Below are 24,690 nucleotides of genomic sequence, written 5' to 3'. Positions count from 1 at the left end.
CATTTTTTTTAGAGGAATCATGACTACTTATTTAAAAGTAACCAAGGATATATGGGCTGAATTTGTCAGTGATACTGTGCTTAGTGACCGTATTGCAGGGATTGACCCCTCATTACTTCAGACTTGGAATCGCTGTAAACGTCAATTGTCCTATAAACAATGGATCACCCCGCATTATGCGAAAGGGATATCTTTCGAAGCAATAAAAAAAAATAAAAATGGTTTTCTGAATTTTTCCATTCCCGTTTTGGAAGATGTATTCGAACATTTGGAAAACGAAAACTGTTCTTTGCTTCTTACTGACGAGACAGGATGTACACTATATTCAATTTCTACTCCGCTAATGAAAGAAACACTATCTGAATTGCGCATACAAGAAGGCAGTTATTGGAAGGAAAGTAGCATGGGAAACAACGGTGTATCCACAGCTATGCAACAAGGTATCTCAGCGAGCTCCTGCGGTTTCGAACATTATAATCAAGCCTTACATAAGCTAGCAATCTACAGTTCACCAGTGATTGATAGTTCAGGTAAGGTGCATGGTTCGGTGTCTATGCTCATTCCAAGTCAACACAGCAACGCTTTTTCTACTGCTTTAATTCACTCGGTATCAAAAGATATTTCAAGTCAAATACAAGCTGACACAATGCTAAATGAGTCAAACCAGTATTTGTCCGAGGTTAACGTCTTGCTAGAAGGTGTAGAGGAAGGCGTGATCTCTTGGTACACAGATGGCGTCATTCATTATTTGAATACGAAAGGAGCGGATTTATTGTGTTTGCAAAAATCAGATTTAGGGAATGATGTAAACTCATTATTGAAGTTCCCGCAGCAAGCTAAAAGAGCTATACGTAAAAGAAAGTCTTTGGAATTATTTGAGACAACAATTGAATCGAAGGGAAAACTAATTTCGCTGTTGATGTCTATTAACGTTGTCAAAAGCGCTGACAATTCGACTCACTGCTTTATTGCATTACTTTACCCGCTCAGAAAGCTTCACGATCTTGTTAATCGTCATAATGTTAATTGCGCTAGGCACTCCATTGATGACATTATTGCTGAATCTGACACAATGAGTAGAGTAAAACGCCAAGCGAAACAAATTGCGAAAACGACTACGCCTATAATGATTCAAGGGGAGGATGGTTTAGGTAAAAGTCATTTAGCAGAAGCTATACACAATTTAAGCAATCGAGCAAAAGGGCCTTTTGTATCCATTAATTGTGAGGCTATTCCACATAAAATGATACTGAATGAATTTCTCGGTAACCGACGAAATGCAGAGAATGCTACTCCATCTAAATTGGAACTAGCGAATGGGGGAACTCTATTTCTTGATCAAGTGGAGTACTTACCAAAAGAGGCTCAGGCGACTCTGGTTCAAGTTATGAAAACGGGATTTCTCAATCGAATTGACGGCTATATAATCCCTATCGATATTCGTGTCATTGTCACTTCTTGTGTTGACCTCGTTCAGCACGTTGAACAAGGTAGGTTTAGGAAGCAATTAATGCTTGAATTACAGGCGTGTACTATTCAAATCCCTCCATTAAGAGAGCGACAAAGCGATATTCCGCAATTAGTTAAGACAAAGCTTTCTCAAATAGAGAGTTTTGTGTCATCTCAAATCGATATTAGCGATGAATCCATGGAGCTCTTGTGTTGTTATCATTGGCCTGGAAATCACAGAGAGTTACAAAATTGCATTGAAAGGGCGGCGAGTTTTGCAAAAGACAATAAAATTCAAGCGAAAGACCTTCCTGAAATACTGACAAATTTCATTGGCATTAGACAGCAAGGTGATGAAGTGCAGAGTGCGATATCAATTAGTGATGCCGAAAAACAAGCAATTATTAGGGCCGCTATTTTGTGCAATGGACGGGTCTCAAAAATGATAGTGGAATTGGATATTGCTCGAACGACTTTGTGGAGAAAACTCAAGTTCTTTAAAATAGATTTGTCCGACTATAAGTAAAGCTGTTGGGCTTACCAATAGCCTTTTTTAGAATGCTTTGCAGTTGGGATACTCTTCTCCATTCAAACTATAGTGACCGTGTTTTTGTTAGTTTTGAGCTGATCATCGTACAAATTTGGCTAATTAGCCAATGCTATTGGTGGAAGTCGGGTATAAATAGGGGTATGTATTTTTACGGTTTTTTTTAATTAAATTAAATCAATGGTTTATTGTGTGGTGGGCGGCATGATGTAATCATCGCTCCAGCTATTCATAGAAACTCATAAAGTTTCTTAAAGCCCGTAAGGCATTGCTTTACGGGCTTTTTTATTTAAGTCGAACAGTCATTGTGGCTTAAGTGTGCGCGCCATAGCTTTATTCTCGAGGGGGGGGAAAGCCTTAGCTGAGTTGTCATCTCATTCTTGGCTCCCTAGGCGGCGCTAATCTTGAAGCCGGGGGATCTTCTACCGTACTTCGTATAACGGCTGTTCTTTTCTATTGACCAATGATCACTCATACTGAATGATAGTGTTAGTGACTGATTTTAATTGGCATTTAGCCGATAGGGAGAACCTGTTATGCGATTTTTGTTGGTAAGTAGTTTGTTTTTTTGTACTTACTTCGCTCAAGCGGAACTAGCAAAGCCACATGATGAACCCATTTTAACAGTCGCAGGGGTGATTCAAAACAGCAACAATAATGGCGTGGCAGACTTCGACTTAAAAATGTTGCAGAGCCTTCCTCAGCACACTATCGTCACTCGAAACCCTTGGGTTGAAAGCCGTCATCATTATAAAGGCCCCAAAGTCGCAGATATATTAGAGTTGGTTGGTGCGCAATCTACCGAATTAGTATTAGTGGCCTTGAACAACTATGAAGTAGAAATAGAGTTTGCCGATATTGCCGAGTATCAGCCTATCTTGGCTTGGTCTGATAACGATAGACTGATGCGAGTGAGAGACAAAGGACCATTGTGGCTGATGCTACCCATTGACCAGCACCCTGAGTTGCTTCAGATGCCCTATAATGATTTTATGATATGGCAACTACGCAGTATAGTGGTTAAATGATACGTTTCTCTTTAAATAGCTTACTTAAACTGCCGGCAAAATATAAAAAAGGCTTACTGTCATTAGTGGTGTCGCTGTTTATTGTCAGCGCGGTCATCTGCGTGTATCAGCTGCGGCATATTATTCAAATCTTAGAATCCCCCAAATCAACCACCTCGTGGTCGGTGGTGCAATTGCAAATGGAGCATCGGCGTTTTATTAACGAGCTACAGCTTTATCGCTTAGACGGTACTACGCTATCTCAGTTAATGCTGCGTTATGATATTTTGTGGAGCCGTTTTCCGGTTTTATTAGAAGGCCAAGAAACCGCCGGTTTTCAATCAATTCCTAGTGCTATTCAGTTGGTACGGGAGTTGTTTAAAGAAATCCAAAGAATAGAACCGTTATTGCAAGCGCTGCCGCCTGGTCACGAGAAATTTGAACAAATAGTCGATCGTCTTGAGTTTTACTCCTCTCCCATTAACAGCTTGGTAAATAAAGAGTTTCAGCGTAATAGCGAGTTTGATCTGAAAACAGACATCAAGTTACTGCAACTACAGCTTATTTTATCGTTTTCAATTGGCGCTTTGCTGATTTGTGGCTCTATCCTGATTGTGTTGATTGTTCGTGAAAACCACCGAAATAGATATTTAGCTAACCATGATGTGCTTACTGGTTTACCTAATCGGGCAGGCTTACGCGAATTTATCGCGAGCCTCAATCAAGACAAACGCGATTACGCGATCATGGTGCTCGACCTTAATGGTTTTAAGGGGATTAACGACAGTTATGGCCATGAATACGGCGACCAAATTCTAAATCTGGTTGGGCAAAGATTAGATGGGCAAATGCGTCACTGTGATTTTGCGGTACGTTTAGGCGGTGATGAATTTGCGATAGTGCAAACCCGTGTTCGCTCCATAGAGGATTGTTCTGGTTTTGCTCAACGATTGATTAATGTGATTGAAAAACCGATGTCTTTGGAAGGGCGAGAGTGTTTTGTTGGCACTAGCATAGGTATCAGCACCGCTTTAGATAGTGACGATGATTGGCTAACTATTCTAGGGCAGGCCGATACGGCAATGTATCAAGCCAAACATGAGGTGAGGGGCAGTTCGTGGCAGTTCTTTGAGGGAGAGATGCAGTTAGCAAAAGAGCGCGAACAACAACTGCTGAGCCAGTTCCGCGAAGCTCTCGAGCAGCAACAGTTATGTTTGTTTTATCAACCCATTGTAGACCTATCCACAGAAAAAGTGGTGGGCGCTGAAGCACAGGTTCGTTGGCAGCACCCTACTTTTGGTTGGGTAGAGCAGGCTGAATTGGTGGATATCGCGCATGCGTGTGGTTGTGTCGTCATTTTAGAATCTTGGGTATTAAAGGTCGCAACTCAGCAGTTGAAACGTTGGCATCATGGGGTAAGCCCACATTTACAACTCGCGGTGTCTATTTCCTCAACGACCTTACATGGCGAACTACTGGTTTTAGTCAATAAAGTGTTAATAGAGAGCCGAATATTACCGCATCGTTTGATCATTAATATTATTGATAGTGATAAACACATGTTATTGAGCTGTGTAGACGCAATTCGTGAATTACGGCGTATCGGGGTCAGCTTATGCTTAGATAATTTTGGCAGTGCGGAGTGTCCGTTAGAGTTGCTGAATCACCTGCCAGTACAATATTTGCGAGGAGCTAAGTCTTTAATGGCTGATTTACTCACCTCTCCAGATAAGCAACCAATGCTAACCGCTACGGTGATGTTTGCTAATCGCTTGGGGGTTAAATTGATTGTGCCAGGTATTGATAACGAGCAACACTTAGCTCAGCTAAAAGCGATTACTAAAGATGTGTATGTGTTGGGTTCGGCCTTTGCTTCATGGGCGCCAGCCGAAGAGTTTTCACCGTATCTACGAAATTTGTCGCTAAAAGATCCTAGCGAATAAAGGGCTTAAATTCGGCCAGTAATTTGTGAATTTGCTCTAGCTTAGCCACCATTATTTTTAACTGCGTGACAAAGTGTTCGTCGTCTTGGCACTCTTGTAGGAGCACCAAGTCACTGGCTAGTTCTTCCACGTAAGGTAGAAACTGTCGGTGTTGTTGCTTAAACAAGTCACCTTTGAATAGCCCGTTAAATTTGGCGCTGCCCTGTTCTTGAAGTTGTTTGAGTACCGCGTCAGCATCGATAGCTTTGTGGTAAATATCTTTAAGGTTTATTTGAATCTGCTCTACGAGCTTAATTTTATCCATGGGCACAATCACTACTTTTTTGTTTAGTATACGTTAGCTGCAAATGCTTTACAGTTTTAGCCAGCAGACTAAGCTAATCACTTAGTTTAGCTCAAACCAATATCTATCGGGGTTTTACTGGATTTTCCCGCTTGCTCTCGAGATAAGCGAGGCACCAAATAGCCTGGCAGTAGTTTATACAGTTGGCGCATTATCGCTACTGCCTTTTCTTCTGAACTATCAAAATGCGCCGCGCCTGCGACTTTATCTAACAGAAATAAATAGTAGGGCATGATGTGGCTAGCAAACAATTGCTCACTGAGTTTGGCCAAGGTATCAGCATTATCATTGATACCTTTTAGCAGTACCGCTTGATTTAACAAGCTAATGCCTGCTTTATGCAGCCGTGCATAGGCTAAACGCAATTCATCATTTATCTCATTAGGGTGGTTAATATGGCTAACCATCACACATTGCAAGCGCGTATCTTGCAGTAAGCTAACCAGTTCATCAGTAATTCGGTTGGGTATCACTACGGGTAAGCGACTGTGAATTCGCAAACGGCGTAAGTGAGGTATTTGTTCTAGTTGGCCTACCAGCCAGGCGAGTTGCTGATCATTGGCCATAAGTGGATCACCACCACTAAAAATTACTTCATTAATGTTCTTGTCTTGGCGAATGTAATCGAGGGCTTGCTGCCACCCTGCTTTATTGGGGCTGTTGTCTTGATAAGGGAAGTGGCGCCTAAAGCAGTAACGACAATTCACTGCGCAACCACCTCTAACAATAAACAGCACTCGACTTTGGTATTTATGTAGTAACCCTGGGACAGCCGATTGATGCTCACCTAAAGGATCTTCGGTAAAGCCTGGACTGGCTATAAACTCTTCAGCTAAAGGTAACACTTGCAGTAATAATGGGTCTTTAGGGTTACCTTTCTCAATCCTGTTCACAAAACTCATGGGGACTCGCATTGGGAACAATTTGCGTGCTTCAATGTCTTGTTGATGGTTTTCAGGGGCTAATTGTAAGCGTTTTAGCAAATCTTTGGGATTTGTGATGGCGTTTGCCAGCTCTTTTTGCCAATTACCCTGCACAGCGAGGCCGTTTCGCGGTATTATTCGCACCATTGAAATTGAAATTACCTTGTAAGTAGAGGAACAAATGGCGTCATATAATACCAGTGAATTCAAAGGCGGGCTAAAAATAATGCTCGACGGCGAGCCTTATGCAATTATCGAGAACGAATTTGTTAAACCTGGCAAAGGCCAAGCCTTCAGCCGAGTAAAAATGCGTCGTTTATTGACCGGCAAAGTGTTAGAGAAAACCTTTAAGTCTGGCGATACAGTCGAAGCTGCTGACGTCATGGATCTTGAGTTAGCCTTCTTATACAGTGACGGCGAGTTTTGGCATTTCATGAACAATGACACCTTTGAGCAAATCGCTGCAGATGAAAAAGCGGTAGGCGATAGTGCCAAATGGTTAGTTGAGCAAGATTCGTGTGTGATCACCACGTGGAATGAGAATCCGATTTTAGTGACTCCGCCAAACTTTGTAGAGTTGGAAGTGACAGAAACCGATCCAGGTTTAAAAGGTGATACCGCCGGAACCGGCGGCAAACCAGCGACCTTAAGCACGGGTGCGGTAGTGCGTGTGCCTTTGTTTATTCAGATTGGTGAAGTGGTAAAAGTAGATACACGCAGCGCTGAATACGTAGGCCGCGTGAAATAGCCACTATTTTTCTCGAAAAAAAAGGAACCTATGGTTCCTTTTTTTATTTCTTTTATAGCGTGTTTACTGGTTGATTCAACCAATAACGCAGCACAAGATTATCTTTGTTAGTTGAATAAAATATTGTAATAACAGTCTTTGATTTAAATCAAATTTGTATTTTGCGCATTCTCTGTTTGTCTGCAATGCTTAATCCATGGCTTATTAATGATAGGAAGGTTACCTAATGGATATTGTCTTAGATTCAGCCGTTGAGCATATAAACAAGCGCTACTCGAACAGAATTAGTTTTGCCAAAGGCGGCGGAGATTACCCAACAGGGGTCTTTGAGCAATTGGCTTGCAAAGAAGCTGAGTTAGACATGCTTAAGCAGCGTGAGCAGCAATTAGAGCTAGATATTGCAGCCTTAAAGAATAGATGCCAAAGAGATTTAAAAATGGGCTAAGTATTTAGCCCATTTGCTTACTTGTTACTTGATTACAGTAGACCTAATAGCAACAAAGTTGCGCATGCCACTGAGCCAGCAAAAGCCACGCCATAAAACAGCGTTTTTACTAGGTTGCCCGCATGAATGCCAAAGTCATGCAGGGTGTGGTACAAGCGGTGCATACACAGCCATAGCGGTAGGCTAACAATTATCCAAATTACTGCCGCACCAATCCAAGATTGTGAAAATCCTAGTAAGCGTTCGTAAGAGAATTGTTCCGCTGGAATAATTCCTAGTGGCACCATTAAACCGGTAATTAAAATAGCAATTGGAGTCAATAGGGCGGCGACCATGCCACCGGCTCCAAACATTCCCCAAAATACTGGTTCGTTTGAACGTTTCATTTTCGTCTCCTAAATTAATACCAATATTAAGCCGATTAAGCTAATCCCGGCCAAACTGGCGTATAAGCCACTCACAATCCAGCTATCAGGAACGCGCTTTTGGCCAAGCCAAAGGTTGGCGGCTTTTGGTGCAAGACTAAACCAAGTGATGCTGTGATACAGCGTCCATACAAAGGTGATGAGATGAAATACCAGCCAAGCTGGTTGAGTCATCGCTGCTAACCAACCGCTAAAGGCCTCAGCACCTTGGCTTAAACGAAATAAACCAAACAGCAATACAAAGCTGTATATGGCTATTACCAAACTTGAACCTTCACGAATGATGTATTTGGTGTGAAAGGTGTTTTTTAACCACCATGTGGCACCCATTTCACGTTGATAAGGTTTACGTTTTGTCATGACTACTCTCCTGGCTTGAACATGGCAATCACATAGTCTTTTGCACTATCAACTTTACCCAGTTGAATGGCTGCGGCTGGATCAACATCTTTCGGACAAACCACCGAGCAGTAACCTACAAAGGTACAACCCCACGCGCCTTCTTCAGCGTTGACAATTTTCATACGCTCCGCTTTACCTGCATCACGGGTATCTTGGTTATATCGATGCAGAAGTGCCAAGGCTGCAGGGCCGGTAAAGGACTTATCCAAACCGTATTGTGGGCAAGCTGCGTAACATAGGCCACAGTTGATACACATTGAGAACTGGCGATACTGCGCCATTTCTTTTGGTGATTGGCTATGACAGCCGTCTTCTAAGGCTCGTGGTTGGTCGTTAATTATGTAGGGCTTCACTGACTCCAACTTCTTGATGAAGTCGCTCATATCAACCACTAAGTCTCGTTCAATTGGGAAGTTGGCGAGGGCTTCGATTTTCATTCCTTTAGGGTAGTCTCGTAGGAATGCTTTACAGCCTAGCTTTGGAACCCCATTGATCATCATTCCGCAGCTACCACAAATTGCCATTCGACATGACCAGCGGTAGCTTAAGGTGGGGTCTAGTTCATCTTTAATGTAGGCTAAGGCTTCTAGTACCGACATTTCGCGGGTATAGGGAACATCATAGCTTTGCCAAACAGGCTCTTTATCGGTTTCAGGTCGATACCGAAGAATTTCTATTTTCATCACTTCAGCCATTTTATTGTGCCTCCGCTTTTTTGTTAGCTGCTTCTTGGGCATCGGCCGCTGCGCCATAGACACGCTCAGCGGGTTGAGACTTGGTGATTTTCACATCGCTATAGCTAATTTCCGGCGCCATGTCTGGACGATATATAGCGAGGGTGTGTTTTAAGTAATTGACATCATCACGTTGCTCAAAGCCGTCAATGCGTTGGTGAGAACCGCGGCTTTCTTTACGGTTAATCGCTGATACCGCCATAGATTCCGCAACATCTAATAAATAACCCAGCTCAACCGCATATAACCATTCAGTATTAAACACTTCGCTGTCATCAACTAACTTGATGTTTTTGTAGCGCTGTTTCAGCTCTGCAATTTTGTCGATGGTTTGCTGCATGGTTTCTTCGGTGCGGTAGATACCTACCCCTGATTCCATAGCGCGTCCAAGTTCATTGCGAATATCAGCTGGTTTTTCTTCACCTTGAGTATTTTTTAAGGCTTGGTATTTAGCCAGTGTTTGCTCAGCTTGAGCAAGCAATGACGCACTGTCACTATGCTCGCTTACCAAGGCATTACGTGCTGCTGATTCACCTGCTACTTGGCCAAATACGGTGATTTCGGTGAGTGAATTAGAGCCTAAGCGGTTGGCGCCATGTAAACCTACTGAAGAACACTCGCCTGCTGCATATAAGCCCTTTAAGGACGTAGCGCAGCGGCCATTGGTTTCAATTCCACCCATGGTGTAGTGAACGGTAGGTCTTACAGGGATAGGTTCTTTGACTGGGTCAACGCCCATGTAAGCTTTGGCCAACTCACAAATAAATGGTAAACGTTCATGAAGGTACTCTTCACCCAGATGAGTGAGGTCGAGGTTAACGTAGTCACCGTTTGGCCCTTCAATGGTTCGGCCTAATTGAGCTTCTTGCCAAAAACACTGGCTTAAGCGATCGCGAGGACCTAGCTCCATGTACTTGTTTTTAGGTTCGCCAACTGGGGTTTCTGGACCCAAGCCGTAATCTTGCAAGTAACGGTAGCCGTCTTTATTGGTGAGAATCCCGCCTTCGCCACGACAACCTTCGGTCATTAAAATGCCTGAACCGGGTAAACCCGTTGGGTGATATTGGACAAACTCCATATCACGTAGCGCCACACCATGGCGGTAAGCCAGAGCCATACCATCGCCGGTAACAATACCGCCGTTGGTATTGAAACGATACACGCGGCCTGCACCACCGGTGGCAATAATCACAGATTTTGCCTGGATAAGTTTGGCAACGCCTTCGGCGATGTCTAAGGCAATAACTCCTTTGACTTCGCCGTTTTCAACAATTAAATCTAGAACGAAGTGTTCGTCGTAGCGCTTAATGCTGGGGTATTTCATCGATGTTTGGAACAGCGTGTGGAGAATATGGAAGCCACTTTTATCTGCAGCAAACCAAGTGCGCTCTATCTTCATTCCACCAAAGCGTCGCACATTAACAGTGCCATCGGGACGGCGTGACCAAGGGCAACCCCAATGTTCTAGTTGAGTAAGCTCTTTAGGGGCTCGTTCAACAAAGAAGTCGACGACATCTTGTTCACATAACCAGTCGCCACCAGACACGGTGTCGTTAAAGTGGTTGTCGAAACTATCGTGATCCTGTGCAACACCAGCGGCACCACCTTCTGCGGCAACGGTGTGGCTACGCATTGGGTACACTTTTGAAATTAAAGCTATTTCTAACTCGGGGTGTTGCTCAGCAACTTCGATCGCAGCACGTAAACCTGCGCCCCCTGCGCCAACAATGGCAACATCAGTTTTGATTACTTCCACGCTTTTCTCCATACGAAATAAGCCTACTTTGATTGTGCGGGTATTCAGTTTTTGAAGCTTGACTAAAATCAAAAATTAGCGCTACTTTGTGAAGCACATCGAGATAATTTGCCTTTTGCGATATAACTCCCGCTTTTGTTACAAAAGTGGTATAAATCTCGGGGAGAAAAATAACCCTTTGCAGGAATTAATTTGCATGTCTGAAACACTATGGCAACCCTCTGCAAGCATTGAGTTGCTTAGGCTACGCGCTTCAATTGTCACACAAATACGCGGTTTTTTTAGCCAGCGAAATGTGCTGGAAGTCGATACGCCGGCGTTGAGCCAAGCGTGTGTGAGTGATGTGCACCTGCATAGCTTTTCTACCACTTTGACGGGGCCGGCGGCGCCACACTCAATGAGTCTATATTTGCAGACTTCGCCAGAATTTCACATGAAGCGTTTATTAGCTGCGGGTAGTGGTTGTATTTACCAGATCGCTAAGGCCTTTCGTAATGAAGAGTCTGGCCGTTTTCATAATCCCGAATTTACCATGCTAGAGTGGTATCGCTTGGGGTTTAACCATTTTGATTTAATGGATGAAATGGAGCAGTTAATTGATTTGGTGCTGGGTTGTGGGCCAGCGGAACGTATTAGTTATATTGATGCATTTCAACAATATATCGGTATTGATCCACTCCGTTCAAGTCATGCCCAGATGGTGGCCGCAGCGGATACCTTTGGGGTGGCTGATTTAGTGCGCAATGAACGTAATCGGGATACCATTTTGCAGTTGTTATTTGGCTTGGGCGTTGAGCCAAAGATTGGCCAGCAACAGCCTTGCTTTGTTTATCATTTTCCCGCTTCTCAAGCTGCTTTGGCAAAGATTTCTACTGAGGACCCGCAAGTCGCCGAGCGATTTGAGTTGTATTATCACGGTATGGAGTTAGCCAATGGTTTTCATGAGTTAACGGACGCCAATGAACAAGCAGAGCGCTTTGCTAAAGATCAGCGTTATCGTGAACGTCACGGTCTTACCGCGGCTTCAGTGGACCAGCATTTGTTAGCGGCGTTAGCGGCAGGTTTGCCGGATTGCGCTGGCGTCGCTTTGGGAATTGACCGTTTATTAATGCTGGCGTTAAAACAAAACCATATCCAAAAAGTGCAAAGTTTTAGCATTGAGCGGGCATAAACCATGGAGCCCCAAGGGGCTCCATTTTACGTTTAAAGAATCACCAGCATCGCAACATACAGTAAGGCTAAGCCTGTCGCGCCAATAATTCCGCCCACTTTAATTAAATCTTTGGTTTCAATAAAGCCGGTGGAATAGGCCAAGGCGTTGGGGGGCGTGCTGACTGGCAACATCATGCCTAATGATGCAGATAAGGCGACAATGATTAATAAGGTGGTAATGCCTCCGTCTCCGTCTAAGCCGCTTAAGCTAGTGGCTACAGCTGCGGCGATGGGCATAATCAAGTTGGCGGTGGCAGTATTTGACATGAAGTTGGCCATCACCACACAGATTATCGATAACACCACAATTACGCCTAAGGTCGGTAAGCTGGCAAAATCGATAGAGGTGGCTATTTTGGCGGCTAAGCCACTCTTCTCAAGCGCCATGCCCATCGCTATACCACCGGCAACCAGCCAAAGCACATCCCAGTTGAATAGCTTGAGGTCTTCTTTGCCAATCACCCCCGTGAGGGTGAACACCGCAAGTGGGATAATCGCTACCACATAGCTATTCATACCGTGCCAAGCCGTGCTCAACCACAATAAGATGGTCATGGCAAAGGTAGCGTAGACTATGTAGGCTCTGGTGTTTCGTTGGAATGTGCCTTTTAATTTGAGTTCTAAAATGCCGGTTTTAGATGGGTACAGCTTGCATAGTATATACCACGCAATCGCCAGTTGAATAATCACGAAGGGAATACCAAAAGCCATCCAAGACGCGAAGGTAATTTGCCCTTCTGGGATGTATTGTAAAGCGATCGCGTTAGGCGGGGTGCCGATTGGGGTACCAATACCACCGGTATTCGCCGCTACAGGAATGGCTAACACCAATCCTTTCATGCCCAGGTCGGTGCGAGGCGCGGTGGCGATGATCGGGCCTACAATCGCTAACATCATGACCGTGGTGGCGGTGTTGCTCATAAACATACTAAATACCGCTGTAATGAGCATAATGCCGAGCATGATCATCGGTACTTTTTTGCCAAATGGTTTAAGTAATACTCGGGCCAAATTGTTATCTAATTCGAATTTAGAGGCGGCAATTGCTAAGGCGAAGCCACCCATGAACAACATGATTATCGGAGAAGAGAAAGCACCAAAAATACTGGTGTAAGGGATCAACTCGCCCATTGGCGCGGGCCCTGTATCAGCAATAAATACGCTGATACCTTGGGTGGAAATGAGCACCAGTTCAAGGGTGATAATTAACAGCGAGGTTGCAAATACCGGGACTGGTTCAAATATCCACAGTAAGGCTGCCAACACAAAAATCGCAATTATTCGATGCTGGACAACCGTTAAGTCAGGCAGAGGTATTGCGCTGGTGGGCAGAGCCAAAATCAATAAAGGAATGATAAAACAGACAAGTAGCTTTATATTTTTACGCAATAACATGCTAAAACATCTCTAGGCTAATCAATTGATAACAAGGGTATTAACAGCCCTACGATAACCAATCACCGGCCTAGGAATTGAGAGATACATCTAATTGTGGGTAGGCAACAACTATGTTATTCGCCTTAAACTTGTCGTTGATCAAAGTATACAATTCATGGGTCATCGGCAAACGATAACGCATCTCACTTACGTAAACACGCATCTCATACTTTAATCCGTTGTCAGTATATCCGGTAAAGTAAATTTCTGGTGTAGGGTTGGTTAAGACTAAGCTGTTTGCTTCAACGGATTCTTGCAATAGCTCGGTAACCAACTGATTATTTGAGCCTTGTTTCACTTGGACCATGAGTACCACCCGAGTGATAGGGTCGGTGAGAGACCAGTTAATAAATTGTTCGGTAATAAAGGCTTTATTAGGAACAATAATTTCTTTTCTATCCCAGTCAACGATAGTGGTAGCGCGAGTTTCAATGTTTGAAATGGTACCTGTTAGCTCCCTGATGGTCACTGTGTCACCGATTCTGATCGGCTTTTCAAATAAAATAATTAAACCTGAAATAAAGTTCGCAAATATTTCTTGCAGACCAAAACCCAAACCCACGGTTAAGGCGGCGATTAACCATTGCAGTTTTGACCATTCAATCCCTAACAAACCAAAGCCACTGAAAATACCAAATAGGATCACCATGTAGTTAATCATGGTGGTAATGGCAAAGCCGGTGCCGGGACTAAGTGATAAATGCTGTAACACCATGAGTTCTAATAAACCGGGTAGGTTTCTAATCAATAGCATGGTAAAGAAAAATACCAATAACGCAGAGCCTACAGAGCGCAGTGTTATGGCGTCGACCATGGCGACACCCGCGCGGCTGGTATTACTTTCCCATAGGGTCACATTATCTAAAAACGAAAAAGCACTGGTCATCTCTGACCAGCTAAATAGTAACACCGAGACTAACGCCAATATTAGGGCTGCTCGCAGTAATCCTAATGATTGGGCACTAATCGTATCAAGATCAATAACCGGTTCTTCTATCGCGTCAACAAACCCCTCATTGGAGCTAGTGCCATCTTCATCTTCTGCATGACGCTGGGCGATCATTTCGGCACGACGTACTTTGGCGCGATCAAAAGCAATACGCCTTCGTTGCAACAACATCCAGCGGTGGCTAAGTAAATAGATCAATAAGAAAATCGCGGCAATGATGAAACTCCACATCACTTGCCAATATACGGTGAACGCGGTAGCAAAAAAGCCAGCCGCTGAGGCAAAGGCGGCGATGAGCGGAATGCTTATAGCTGCCCCCCAGATGAGTTTTCTCGCTAGCTGCGGGGCTTTAAAAATATCTAAGTGGTAATTAACAGGTAGCTCCATGCGATAAATTCGATGAAAGCCATAGGCGGCCCATACCAGTATGCTGATAAACGTTAAGCGAGCTAAGCTGCTATAAGCGGGTTGGCTGGTTTGCAGAATACATAGGTTTAGCACAAACAGCAGTGGCAAGCTGATATAGACTAACTTACGAATTAGGGTGATGGCTTGTTGGATGTTAATTAGCGGCCATTTAAAATGGGTATTGAGTAAGCCATTTTTCTGACAAAATTGTTGTAACAAATGAAATAGCCATAAGCCCATCGCCACCTTGATTAGGGCGTCGCCAACATCCCGAACATAGGCAAATTCCCACTGATACATCAAACCAAAGCCTAGGCTGGCAATAAATAGAGCGATAGGAGTGGCGAAAGCGGCGCTCAACAAGAGATTGCTTAGCGTATAACTAAAGCGGTCTCTGGTGATATTCCCGGTTTTGGCGTCAATACGTTGCAGGTAGCCTTTTAACCAATGCTTCTTAAGGTATCTGACATAGCCAATGCTTGCAGCAACCATAGCCAACCAAACCAGCCACAGCCAAGAAGTACTTTGCAGCGCTTGTTTAAGTTGCGTTAGATGCTGAGCTTTGAATAACCAGGCTAGCGACTGACTCAGTTCACTGAAAAAACTTAAGTCGATGGCTTTCACATCGGCTGTCCAAAATAACTCCTGATTGGCTTCTTGGTTAATCGTTTTCAGTTGATCATTTAATCTAGAGTAATCGAGCTTTAGCCGAGCAAGTTCAAATAAGCGGGCATCTAATTCCAACAGGTATTTAGCTGAAAGTTGTTGATTCAGTTTTAAGTGCTTATTAACAATTTTACTTTGGCTCTCAGAGAGGCTAGCAAACAAGTCTTGCTGGGCGCGTTGGTTGGCAGCGCTGCGAAAATTATATATTTCATTTTGCTCGCGGTGCTTACTGATCCGTACTTCGATAATTTGTTGCTCAACGGGCGCGAGGGTCTTTGCTTTAGGTAGGGTGGCGATTTGCTCGCGCAAATATTCACCGTAAGAACGGGTGACTTTAAGCCAAGAAACTTGTTCTTTAAAGTTCGCGAAAGTGAGTTTTACATACTCAAGCTCTTCATTAACTAATTGTTGTTGCAGGGCTATGTCTTCGCTTTGTTCAAACAAGGCTGATAGTTGTGTTTGCAGCTGTCGATTATTTTGAACCAAGTTTTTAACTAAAGGCTGCTCGAGTAGCTCAGGGGCTTCAAAGGCGAGCTGATCTGATAGACGCTTCGTTTCGGCTCGGTGTTCAATAGATAAAGCCCCTTTAAGCTGCTCTACTATGCGTTTTTCAGCCAGTTGTTCTCGTTGCAATAAACTGATTTTTAGCTGTAGCAGCTCATTACGATAATTAGCACTTTGAGCGGCTAAATCAAGCATTGCAAGTTGAGCGGTTAAGCTGGCCTCTGAGACTTGGTTACGAACGCGTTGTGCTTCTTCTACTTCATTGAGTACACCAAACTGTTGTTTCTCTAAATTGGCGCGCAGTGTGGTAAGTTGCTGACGAAGTGGTCCGCTACGCTGATGGTTTTCACTCACATCTAAGTCTATGCGGTACTGGCGTTGTTTGAGCTCATCTATTTCAGAGCTTGAATTATTGAGCTTGGTTTGCCACTCACCCAGCTGCTCTGTGAGTTGTTTTGAGTTTAAGGCATTCCAGTCGAGGGTCGGGTCTTCAAATTGATTTAGTTGTTGCTGGATCTCACTGCGCAGGCTGGCGAAGTTGTTGATAATATTTCGATATTCTTTGGCTTTGTTTCGGTAATCGTCACCTTCTTTCAACAATGCTAAAGATTCTTCATAAATAAGCTGTTGTTGTTGGGTATTAAGGTTGTTTGGCTGAGTGTTTAAAGAGCTAATCAGCCCAGTGAGATGAGTTTCACCCGTTTGGTTAGCATGGGCAACAACACAGCAAAATAACAGTGGAAACAATAGCCAACGAGCACTTACAGGTAGATTCATTGATAATTAGCCAAGATGAAGGCAAGCAATATTGCTTAGACGTTGTTGTATATTTTATTATAAATATTAAATTTAGCGTAACAATCTATGGATTCTCCAGTAAATGAGGGACTAAGCCCCCATAAATGGAACCATTTATTGCGTTCTAGCTACTGCGTTTGCCGGCAAAGTGACTACCCATTACTGTTGTAGTGGTAGGGATTAGATCCGCTTGAAACTCAATAGCGTCGTTAGCGAATAGCATGACAACGGTAGAACCTAATTTAAAGCGTCCCATCTCTTCGCCTTTGTCGAGGCAGATATTTTGATCTTGGTAATCCCAGCTGAATACTTGTTTACCACCGGGAGGAGTCACTGTACCTGACCAAACAGTTTCGATGCTAGCAACAATAGTCGCGCCAACTAACACCATGGCCATTGGTCCAAATTCGGTATCAAAAATAGCCACCACACGTTCGTTGCGGGCAAACAAGTTAGGCACGTTTGCGGCCGTTAGAGGGTTAACGGAAAAGAGCTGACCAGGAACATACACCATCGTTCTTAAGGTGCCTTTACACGGCATATGTATGCGGTGGTAGTCTTTTGGCGCAAGGTAAATAGTGGCAAAGTCACCGTCATTGAATTCTTCAGCTAAGGCTTTATCGCCTCCGAGTAATTCACGGGCGCTGTAGTCATGGCCTTTAGCTTGAATAATTCGACCATGTTGGATTGGTCCCAGTTGGCTTACCGCTCCGTCTACAGGGTGAGCGAGGGTGTCTTCACCTTCAACAATTGGGCGGGTACCCGGCTTTAAAGGGCGCGTAAAAAAAGCATTGAAGCTAGCATAGCTACTCGGTTCGCTATCAACAGCATCATTCATATTGACTTGATAATGGCTAATGAAGTGCTTGATTATCCAATGGCTAAATTTACCCGCCTCGGCTTGAGCAAGTTTACCGACTAAGCGCGATAAGCCGTGTTGTGGGAAGCAATATTGAGCTGCAACTTTAATTTTGTCTAACACACTGATCTCTCATTGTTATTGATTTTATTTTTTACCCGGAATAGCCCGGGTTGGTTTATTGTTTTCCATTGTTTCTAGCAGCCGCTGATAACTGTTGAATCGCTTTTGCTGAATTTTACCCGAGTCTATGGCTTCTTGCATCGCACAGCCGGGGTCGCCTTGGTGTTTACAATCTCTAAATTTGCATTGATTAAGCCAAGGACGGAACTCTATAAAGCCCCAAGCCACTCGATCTTTTTCTAAGTGCCATAACTGGAATTCTCGAACGCCAGGAGAGTCAATTAAGCGCCCACCATGCTTCAAGTGATACATGCGCGCGGTGGTAGTGGTGTGTTGACCTAGCCCTGATAACTCTGAAACTTCTTTAGTATCAATACTTTGATCTGGGAGGAGACTGTTTACTAATGAGCTTTTACCGACACCAGATTGGCCAACAAAAATACTGGTTTTATTGGTGAGTTGTTGGCTTAGGTCGACCAACCCTTGTTCTTCAACGGTACTGGCGTAAATGACTTTGTAGCCAAGTTGTTGGTAGTCTTTTAGTTGCTCTTCAATGATGCGTCGCTGTTCGGCATCCAGTAAATCAACTTTGTTTAGCAAAATAATGGGATCTAAATTTACGTCTTCAACTGCTACCAAATAACGGTCAACGATATTGGTTGAGAATTCTGGTAGCACTGCCGAAACAATGACGACTTGATCAATATTTGCTGCAATGGGTTTGATGCCATCGTAAAAATCAGGGCGGGTAAGTACAGAACGACGCTCATGACAGGCTTCAATGATACCGCGAATACCAGATTGCTCTTCATTGCCGGAGCGCCAAACTACTTCATCTCCGGTGACGAGAGAGCCTATAGATCGACGTAAGTTACAGCGGAATATCTCTCCACTGTTGTCTTCCACGTCGGCATGCTGGCCGAAGCGACTAATGATAGTACCTTCTTGCTGAGGACCTAGTTGGTCGTCTAGCCATTGATGGCTATCTTCTTTTTTTAAGCGCTTTTGTTGGTTACTTCGCACACGACGAAGTTGTCCTTGGCTCAGTTTCTTTCTCTTGGTCACGAAAACTGCTATTCAAGTAAGGGTAATAAATCGCTATGATACCGCTTATCAAAGATTTGCGGAAAATATTTCCAAAATATAAATAGGGTCAACATGACTATTAGCGAAAATAATCTAGTTTGGGTAGATATGGAGATGACTGGTCTCGAGCCCATTAGTGATCGAGTTCTAGAAATAGCGACCATTATTACTGATGGCCAGTTAAATATTTTGGCCGAGGGGCCGGTGATTGCGGTTCATCAATCTGACGACATACTTTCAGGTATGGATGAGTGGTGCACTAATACTCATACTGGGTCTGGACTGGTTGCGCGAGTGCGGGCGAGCACTGTTAACGAGCAACAGGCATCTGAAGATACGATGGCGTTTATTAGTCAATGGGTGCCAAAAGGTGTATCACCTATGTGCGGTAACAGTATTGGTCAAGACCGTCGATTCATGCATCAGTATTTACCTGAGTTAGAGAAGTATTTTCATTATCGTAATATTGATGTCAGTACGGTAAAAGAATTAGCACGTCGCTGGCAGCCTGAAATTTTAAATGGCTTTAGTAAAACAGGAACCCATTTAGCTCTGGATGACATACGAGAATCGATTGCAGAAATGCAGCATTACCAAAAAACCTTCTTCAAGCTGGGCGAAAACTAGCCAAACAGTTACTTGGGTGAATTTTTTTGCCTTTATGCTCTTGCAAAGGCAAAAATTCCTCGTATAATTCGCAGCCCTAAATGACGAGAAGGCAAGCCCATCTAGTTGTTTGGGATTAGCGGCACTGGCTCAGTGTGGGTATCAAGAGTAGCGCAACCTTAGGGTTAAGCACTTACCACATTAAATAGTGATAAAAAATTAAGCGGCACTAGCTCAGTTGGTAGAGCGCAACCTTGCCAAGGTTGAGGTCATCAGTTCGAACCTGATGTGCCGCTCCAAATTTTAAAGCTTCGTCATCACCAAATGACTGAAGTATTAAAAGTTAGCAGATGATGCTGATGCTAATGAACAATATAAGCAGCACTAGCTCAGTGTGGGTATCAAGAGTAGCGCAACCTTAGGGTTAAGCACTTGCCACATTAAATAGTGATAAAGAATTAAGTGGCACTAGCTCAGTGTGGGTATTAAGAGTAGCGCAACCTTAGGGTTAAGCACTTGCCACATTAAATAGTGATAAAGAATTAAGCGGCACTGGCTCAGTGTGGTATCAAGAGTAGCGCAACCTTAGGGTTAAGCACTTGCCACATTAAATAGTGATAAAGAATTAAGCGGCACTAGCTCAGTTGGTAGAGCGCAACCTTGCCAAGGTTGAGGTCATCAGTTCGAACCTGATGTGCCGCTCCAAATTTTAAAGCTTCGTCATCACCAAATGACTGAAGTATTAAAAGTTAGCAGATGATGCTAATGAACAATATAAGCAGCACTAGCTCAGTGTGGGTATCAAGAGTAGCGCAACCTTAGGGTTAAGCACTTGCCACATTAAATAGTGATAAAGAATTAAGCAGCACTAGCTCAGTGTGAGTATCAAGAGTAGCGCAACCTTAGGGTTAAGCTCTTGCCACATTAAATAGTGATAAAAAAATAAGCGGCACTAGCTCAGTTGGTAGAGCGCAACCTTGCCAAGGTTGAGGTCATCAGTTCGAACCTGATGTGCCGCTCCAAATTTAAGCCCTGCATCTTTGATGTGGGGCTTTTTTTATTTCTTACTTTTACGTATTTCAATTATTTCTTTTATGATTCCCTTAGAGGTTTGTGATCACTCCACTCATCCCAAGAAAATATGGGAGCATATTTTTGGATCAAGTCATTCAAGTAAAAAGAGCATTACGTGACTATGCAGACGCAGAAAGGGCCGCTTTTATGCCGCAGTTTTTTCAAGCGTTCGAAGGCGGTTATGGTGAGGGGGATCGGTTCTTGGGTGTTCGAGTGCCAAATGTTCGCAAAGTAGCTAAAGACCACCCTTTGCCGATAGATCAGTTAAGGGCGTTGATGTGTTCTTCTTTTCATGAAGAACGCTTGTTTGCCATCTTGGTTCTTTGTGGGCGATATAAAAAGGCGAAAAATTTAGCGCAGCAACATGCGTTAATAGCGTTTTATCGGCAGCACATAAAATGGGTCAATAATTGGGATTTGGTGGACTGCTCTGCTCCGCATCTTATTGGGCCCTATATTTGGCAACAACAAGATATGAATTTTCTTGGTGCGTTAGCTCGTAGCGATAGTATGTGGCAACAGCGCATGGCTATGGTGAGTTGTTTTTATTTCATTCGCCAGAATGATAGTGCGATAACCTTAGATTTAGCCGCACGTTTTCGTCATCACTCTCATCCGTTAATGCATAAAGCAGTGGGATGGATGCTACGTGAACTGGCTAAGCGAAATCAGCCTGAAGTAGAAGCATTTTTACAGCAACATCTTGAGGCGCTTCCTCGAGAGTTGCTGCGTTATGCGATTGAACGCTTTAATGAACCATTGCGCCAAGCCTATTTAAGTGGCTCAATCTTAGCCTCGGGTTAAAGCTGATGTTGGGCGTACATAGCTGCCCCAACAATACCCGCTTGGTTTAAGCCTTGCGCGGGCAATACTTCGGCTTTTAGTGCTAATTGTGGTGAGTATTTATCAAATTTCTTACTGGCTCCACCGCCGATGATGAAGCAATCAGGAGACATTAGAAATTCTAAGCGCTGTAGGTAGAGGTTGAAGCGTTTCCCCCACCTTTTCCAGCTGAGATCTTCAAGCTCTCGCACCCGCGCGCTGGCGACATGTTCAGCAACTTGTCCGTCGAGAATAATATGGCCAAACTCAGTATTGGGTAGCAGCTCACCATTGACAAACACGGCACTGCCTAGGCCTGTGCCAACGGTGATGATAACCACCACTCCCTTATGGCCAAGCCCCGCGCCAAAGTCCATTTCAGCCATGCCTGCAGCATCAGCGTCATTAACCACGTAACACGGACAGTCGGTGTATTCAGAAAACAATGCTTCTACATTGGTGCCAATCCAGCTTTTATCTATATTAGACGCCGTTTGTGCAACACCGTGATGAACGGTAGCTGGGAATCCGCAACCAATGGGGCCCTGCCATTTAAAATGTTCCACCATTAGTTTTAGGGTGCTTGCCACTGCTTGAGGAGTCGCAGGTTGAGGAGTGGCGATGCGATGCCGCTCACTAATTAGTTGACCCGTTTTTGAGTCAACAATGGCAGCCTTAATGCCTGTGCCACCTATATCAACGCCGAGTAAATGCATAAATTGCTTCCATCCGTTTAGTTACAAAAAGTGTAACAGAAGTTAAAAGAGAGATGCATTAAGCATCGCGACTTAATCCTTTTTCTACAATTCTTATCAAACGTGCAGTCTTACGAGAGGCGGTAGCTGCTTTGTTTTGTTGTTGGCTTATTGCCCACTGTATATGAAGTTGTGCTATTTCGCCTACATCTTGTTTGTCTTTGAGTTGCTGTAGGGCTTGCTCTGAGTAACTGGCGTTGCCGAGGGCAATTGCTAGGTTTCGGATCCATTGTTGATAGCCAATCCGGCGGATCGGCGACCCTTCAGTTTTACTGAGGAACTCTGCTTCAGTCCAAGCAAATAGGGTTAATAAGCCGGGTTGGTCTAATTGTTCGCGAGTGGCAAAATCAGCTTCTTGAGTCAGTTGTGCGTAGCGATTCCATGGGCAAGTTAACTGGCAGTCATCACATCCATATATGCGGTTTCCCATTAAGGGGCGTAATTCTTCGTCTATCACTCCAGCGTATTCGATGGTCAAATAAGAAATGCAACGACGCGCATCAACTTGATAGGGGGCTACGATTGCTTGGGTAGGACAGATAGTTATACAGGCTACACAATCTCCACACTGCTGCTCCACGGCTTGGTCAGTGGGTAGCGGTAAATCAATGAATAGCTCTCCTAAGAAAAACCACGAGCCGGCATCTTGGTTAATGATTAAGCTGTGCTTACCTGTCCAACCTAAACCTGCTTTCGTAGCAAGTTGGCGCTCTAACACGGGGGCTGAGTCGACAAATGGTCGCATATTCAGCTGACGCTCACAGTATTGGTTGATTGCTTTGCCTAACTGGTTAAGGCGTTTGCGCATCAGTTTGTGATAATCACGCCCAAGTGCATATCGGCTGATGTAGGCTTGCTGGCTATTGCTTAGACTTTGAGCAAACTTAGCATCTTCAGGTAGGTAATCCATTCGCACGGAAATGACTCTTCGCGTGCCTTGATGCAATTGCTCGGGGTGTTTACGCAGGTCAAGATTGCGACTTAGATAATCCATTTCACCGTGGTAGCCTTTAGCTAACCAGCTATCGAGGTTTTGATGATGTTGACTAAGATCCACATCTGCTATGCCGACTTGCTGAAAACCTAGCGCTTTAGCGGTGAGCTTGATATGTTGAACGAGCAGTTTTAAGTCGATTTCAGATGGTAAGGACATGGCTCAGCAAGACGATTTATTTTCGACAAGTTTACCACAGTCTTTGTGGAGAGCCGAGGTAGTGAAAAACCAAGAGGTTTTGATTGCTGAAAAGCAAGGTATTAGCTTGTCGTCACTGATGGAACGAGCTGGCGCTGCATCTTTTGCCTACCTTCAGTACCGTTGGCCACAAGCGAGTAAAATATTAGTATTGGCCGGTGGTGGCAACAATGGTGGTGACGCTTATGTGGTTGCTCGTTTAGCTAAACAGTTTGGTATCAAAATTCAGCTAATTGAGTTGGGTAAGATTGATAAATTACCCAAAGAAGCTCAATTGGCCCGTGATGCTTGGTTAGCCGCAGGAGGGCAGAGTAGCGATTGGCAGGCAATAGATTGGCAATATGACTTAATAGTAGATGGTGTCATGGGGATTGGTATTTCTACCCCTTTGAGACCGTTTTTAGTCCAGTTTTTTGGCCACGTTAACCAGCAAGCACTACCGGTGTTAGCGTTAGATATTCCGTCAGGCTTATGTGCCAATTCTGGGCGTAACTTGGGGGCTGTTATCCAAGCCAGTGCTACGATCACTTTTATTGCGGCTAAACAAGGTTTATTTACTGGGCAGGCCGCTAACTATGTTGGCGACATCGTCTTTGCAGGTCTCGGGCTTGACGAGCAGTTTGAGCGAGATAATAGCAGCAAAATTGCTTTGTGCTCACAACAGGCTTTATCTGCAATGTTAAGGCCTCGCGCACGCGTTAGCCATAAAGGTGACTTTGGGCGAGTGGTGTTATTAGGTGGCAATATTGGTATGGCTGGCGCGATTCGCTTGGCTGCAGAAGCCTGCCAGCGGGTAGGGGCTGGTTTAGTGAGGGTTATTACTAAACCTGAGCACCATTTGGTCATTTTATCCGGTCGGCCAGAGTTGATGGTTACGGGGATCGAGATGCAACAGCCAGAACTGTTGCAGGATGCGCTTAAGCTAGCAAGTTGCGCAGTATTAGGCCCCGGACTTGGCCAAGATGAATGGGCCAAAGGTTTATTCAAGCAAGCCTTAGCGCAGAATTATCATAGTGTTGTTGATGCTGACGGCCTAAACTTATTGTCCCAAGTGCCGCAAAGGCGAAGTAATTGGGTTCTCACACCCCATCCGGGCGAAGCCTCTCGTTTGCTGAATTGCACGATTGGAGAGATTGAGGCCGATAGAATGACGGCGGCCTTCACTATTCAGCAACGTTATGGCGGCGTTTGTGTATTAAAAGGTGCTGGAACAGTGATTGCGGGTGGGAATGGAGCGATAAAAATTTGTAATTTTGGTAACCCAGGAATGGCATCAGGTGGGATGGGTGATGTATTGTCTGGTATCATTGGCGGGTTAATCGGCCAATTTGCAGCGCAATATTCTTTGTTTGAGATTGCCTGCCTTGGTGTGAGTATTCATAGCCGCTCAGCAGATCTTGCCGCAGAAATGGGCGAGCGAGGCATGTTAGCATCTGATTTGATGCCGTATATAAGACAATTAGTGAATTTAAAATAG

The 24,690-nt window shown here is 44.2% G+C and carries 21 protein-coding genes and 3 tRNA genes; 12 read left to right on the top strand and 12 right to left on the bottom strand.

Annotation, left to right across the window (positions count from 1 at the left end; all coding sequences use genetic code 11):
• The first annotated feature begins 19 nt into the window (after positions 1-19).
• From dhaR to M0C34_RS17850, 3 genes are all read left to right on the top strand, one after another.
• A complete protein-coding gene (dhaR, locus tag M0C34_RS17860) occupies positions 20-1,975 on the top strand; it encodes a dihydroxyacetone kinase operon transcriptional regulator DhaR (protein WP_248713015.1) in 1,956 nt (651 codons plus the stop codon).
• A gap of 557 nt (positions 1,976-2,532) precedes the next feature.
• On the top strand, positions 2,533-3,024 hold the full coding sequence (locus tag M0C34_RS17855) for a putative pterin-binding protein (RefSeq protein ID WP_248713014.1): 492 nt from the start codon (positions 2,533-2,535) through the stop codon (positions 3,022-3,024).
• On the top strand, positions 3,021-4,946 hold the full coding sequence (locus M0C34_RS17850) for a putative bifunctional diguanylate cyclase/phosphodiesterase (protein WP_248713013.1): 1,926 nt from the start codon (positions 3,021-3,023) through the stop codon (positions 4,944-4,946). Before M0C34_RS17855 ends, M0C34_RS17850 begins: the two co-directional genes overlap by 4 nt.
• On the opposite strand, the gene M0C34_RS17845 is transcribed toward M0C34_RS17850, so the two are convergent.
• Positions 4,936-5,250, bottom strand: a complete 315-nt coding sequence (locus M0C34_RS17845) for a hypothetical protein (protein WP_248713012.1) — start codon at positions 5,248-5,250, stop codon at positions 4,936-4,938. The two genes, M0C34_RS17850 and M0C34_RS17845, sit on opposite strands and share 11 nt — an antisense overlap.
• Before the next feature lie 86 nt (positions 5,251-5,336).
• Positions 5,337-6,359 carry an EF-P beta-lysylation protein EpmB gene (gene epmB / locus M0C34_RS17840; RefSeq protein WP_248713011.1) on the bottom strand — a complete coding sequence of 341 codons (1,023 nt, stop codon included), beginning with the start codon at positions 6,357-6,359 and terminating at the stop codon, positions 5,337-5,339.
• A gap of 34 nt (positions 6,360-6,393) precedes the next feature.
• Here epmB and efp point away from each other — a divergent pair, with 34 nt between their 5' ends.
• Together efp and M0C34_RS17830 are read left to right on the top strand one after the other, a co-directional pair.
• Positions 6,394-6,960 carry an elongation factor P gene (efp, locus tag M0C34_RS17835; RefSeq protein WP_248713010.1) on the top strand — a complete coding sequence of 189 codons (567 nt, stop codon included), beginning with the start codon at positions 6,394-6,396 and terminating at the stop codon, positions 6,958-6,960.
• 226 nt (positions 6,961-7,186) lie between these two features.
• Entirely contained in the window at positions 7,187-7,405 is a 219-nt protein-coding gene (locus tag M0C34_RS17830) for a hypothetical protein (protein ID WP_248713009.1), read from the top strand.
• 32 nt (positions 7,406-7,437) lie between these two features.
• Here M0C34_RS17830 and frdD read toward each other — a convergent pair whose 3' ends face one another.
• Genes frdD through frdA form a run of 4 tightly spaced genes read right to left on the bottom strand, consistent with a single transcriptional unit; the run spans position 7,438 to position 10,722 of the window.
• Positions 7,438-7,791, bottom strand: a complete 354-nt coding sequence (gene frdD, locus M0C34_RS17825; RefSeq protein ID WP_248713008.1) for a fumarate reductase subunit FrdD — start codon at positions 7,789-7,791, stop codon at positions 7,438-7,440.
• A 9-nt stretch (positions 7,792-7,800) separates the two neighbouring features.
• Positions 7,801-8,190, bottom strand: coding sequence for a fumarate reductase subunit C (locus M0C34_RS17820; protein ID WP_248713007.1), 390 nt, complete (start codon positions 8,188-8,190; stop codon positions 7,801-7,803).
• 2 nt (positions 8,191-8,192) lie between these two features.
• Complete coding sequence (locus M0C34_RS17815) at positions 8,193-8,927, bottom strand: succinate dehydrogenase/fumarate reductase iron-sulfur subunit (protein ID WP_248713006.1); 735 nt, start codon at positions 8,925-8,927, stop codon at positions 8,193-8,195.
• A 1-nt stretch (position 8,928) separates the two neighbouring features.
• Entirely contained in the window at positions 8,929-10,722 is a 1,794-nt protein-coding gene (gene frdA, locus M0C34_RS17810) for a fumarate reductase (quinol) flavoprotein subunit (RefSeq protein WP_248713005.1), read from the bottom strand.
• A gap of 196 nt (positions 10,723-10,918) precedes the next feature.
• On the opposite strand from frdA, the gene epmA reads away from it, so the two are divergent.
• Positions 10,919-11,893 (top strand): elongation factor P--(R)-beta-lysine ligase, encoded by a 975-nt coding sequence (epmA, locus tag M0C34_RS17805; RefSeq protein ID WP_248713004.1) that lies wholly within the window; start codon positions 10,919-10,921, stop codon positions 11,891-11,893.
• Positions 11,894-11,925: 32 nt separating this feature from the next.
• Here epmA and M0C34_RS17800 read toward each other — a convergent pair whose 3' ends face one another.
• The 4 genes from M0C34_RS17800 to rsgA all read right to left on the bottom strand — a co-directional run bounded on the left by M0C34_RS17800 (position 11,926) and on the right by rsgA (position 18,743).
• Entirely contained in the window at positions 11,926-13,329 is a 1,404-nt protein-coding gene (locus tag M0C34_RS17800; RefSeq protein ID WP_248713003.1) for an SLC13 family permease, read from the bottom strand.
• Between the two features lie 70 nt (positions 13,330-13,399).
• A complete protein-coding gene (gene mscM / locus M0C34_RS17795; protein WP_248713002.1) occupies positions 13,400-16,675 on the bottom strand; it encodes a miniconductance mechanosensitive channel MscM in 3,276 nt (1,091 codons plus the stop codon).
• Positions 16,676-16,820: 145 nt separating this feature from the next.
• Positions 16,821-17,678, bottom strand: coding sequence for an archaetidylserine decarboxylase (asd, locus tag M0C34_RS17790; RefSeq protein WP_248713001.1), 858 nt, complete (start codon positions 17,676-17,678; stop codon positions 16,821-16,823).
• Between the two features lie 24 nt (positions 17,679-17,702).
• A complete protein-coding gene (gene rsgA, locus M0C34_RS17785; protein WP_248713000.1) occupies positions 17,703-18,743 on the bottom strand; it encodes a small ribosomal subunit biogenesis GTPase RsgA in 1,041 nt (346 codons plus the stop codon).
• A 93-nt stretch (positions 18,744-18,836) separates the two neighbouring features.
• Here rsgA and orn point away from each other — a divergent pair, with 93 nt between their 5' ends.
• The 5 genes from orn (at position 18,837) to M0C34_RS17760 (ending at position 21,248) form a co-directional block, all read left to right on the top strand.
• On the top strand, positions 18,837-19,391 hold the full coding sequence (gene orn / locus M0C34_RS17780) for an oligoribonuclease (protein WP_248712999.1): 555 nt from the start codon (positions 18,837-18,839) through the stop codon (positions 19,389-19,391).
• A 202-nt stretch (positions 19,392-19,593) separates the two neighbouring features.
• Positions 19,594-19,669 (top strand) — tRNA-Gly (locus tag M0C34_RS17775).
• Positions 19,670-19,999: 330 nt separating this feature from the next.
• Positions 20,000-20,075: transfer RNA gene (locus tag M0C34_RS17770), tRNA-Gly, on the top strand.
• 241 nt (positions 20,076-20,316) lie between these two features.
• Positions 20,317-20,392: transfer RNA gene (locus M0C34_RS17765), tRNA-Gly, on the top strand.
• Positions 20,393-20,525: 133 nt separating this feature from the next.
• Positions 20,526-21,248: a DNA alkylation repair protein gene (locus tag M0C34_RS17760; RefSeq protein WP_248712998.1), complete on the top strand. Its 723-nt coding sequence runs from the start codon at positions 20,526-20,528 to the stop codon at positions 21,246-21,248.
• Here the strand turns inward: M0C34_RS17760 and ppgK are convergent.
• Both ppgK and queG read right to left on the bottom strand, forming a co-directional pair.
• Positions 21,245-21,982, bottom strand: coding sequence for a polyphosphate--glucose phosphotransferase (ppgK, locus tag M0C34_RS17755; protein ID WP_248712997.1), 738 nt, complete (start codon positions 21,980-21,982; stop codon positions 21,245-21,247). The two genes, M0C34_RS17760 and ppgK, sit on opposite strands and share 4 nt — an antisense overlap.
• 58 nt (positions 21,983-22,040) lie before the next feature.
• Positions 22,041-23,174: a tRNA epoxyqueuosine(34) reductase QueG gene (gene queG, locus M0C34_RS17750; RefSeq protein WP_248712996.1), complete on the bottom strand. Its 1,134-nt coding sequence runs from the start codon at positions 23,172-23,174 to the stop codon at positions 22,041-22,043.
• On the opposite strand from queG, the gene M0C34_RS17745 reads away from it, so the two are divergent.
• On the top strand, positions 23,173-24,690 hold the full coding sequence (locus M0C34_RS17745; RefSeq protein WP_248712995.1) for an NAD(P)H-hydrate dehydratase: 1,518 nt from the start codon (positions 23,173-23,175) through the stop codon (positions 24,688-24,690). The two genes, queG and M0C34_RS17745, sit on opposite strands and share 2 nt — an antisense overlap.

The organism is Agarivorans sp. TSD2052 (assembly GCF_023238625.1).
Taxonomy (GTDB): Bacteria; Pseudomonadota; Gammaproteobacteria; order Enterobacterales; family Celerinatantimonadaceae; genus Agarivorans.
Note: the sequence above shows the minus strand (reverse complement) of the source record. Positions and strands in the feature narration are given on the sequence as shown.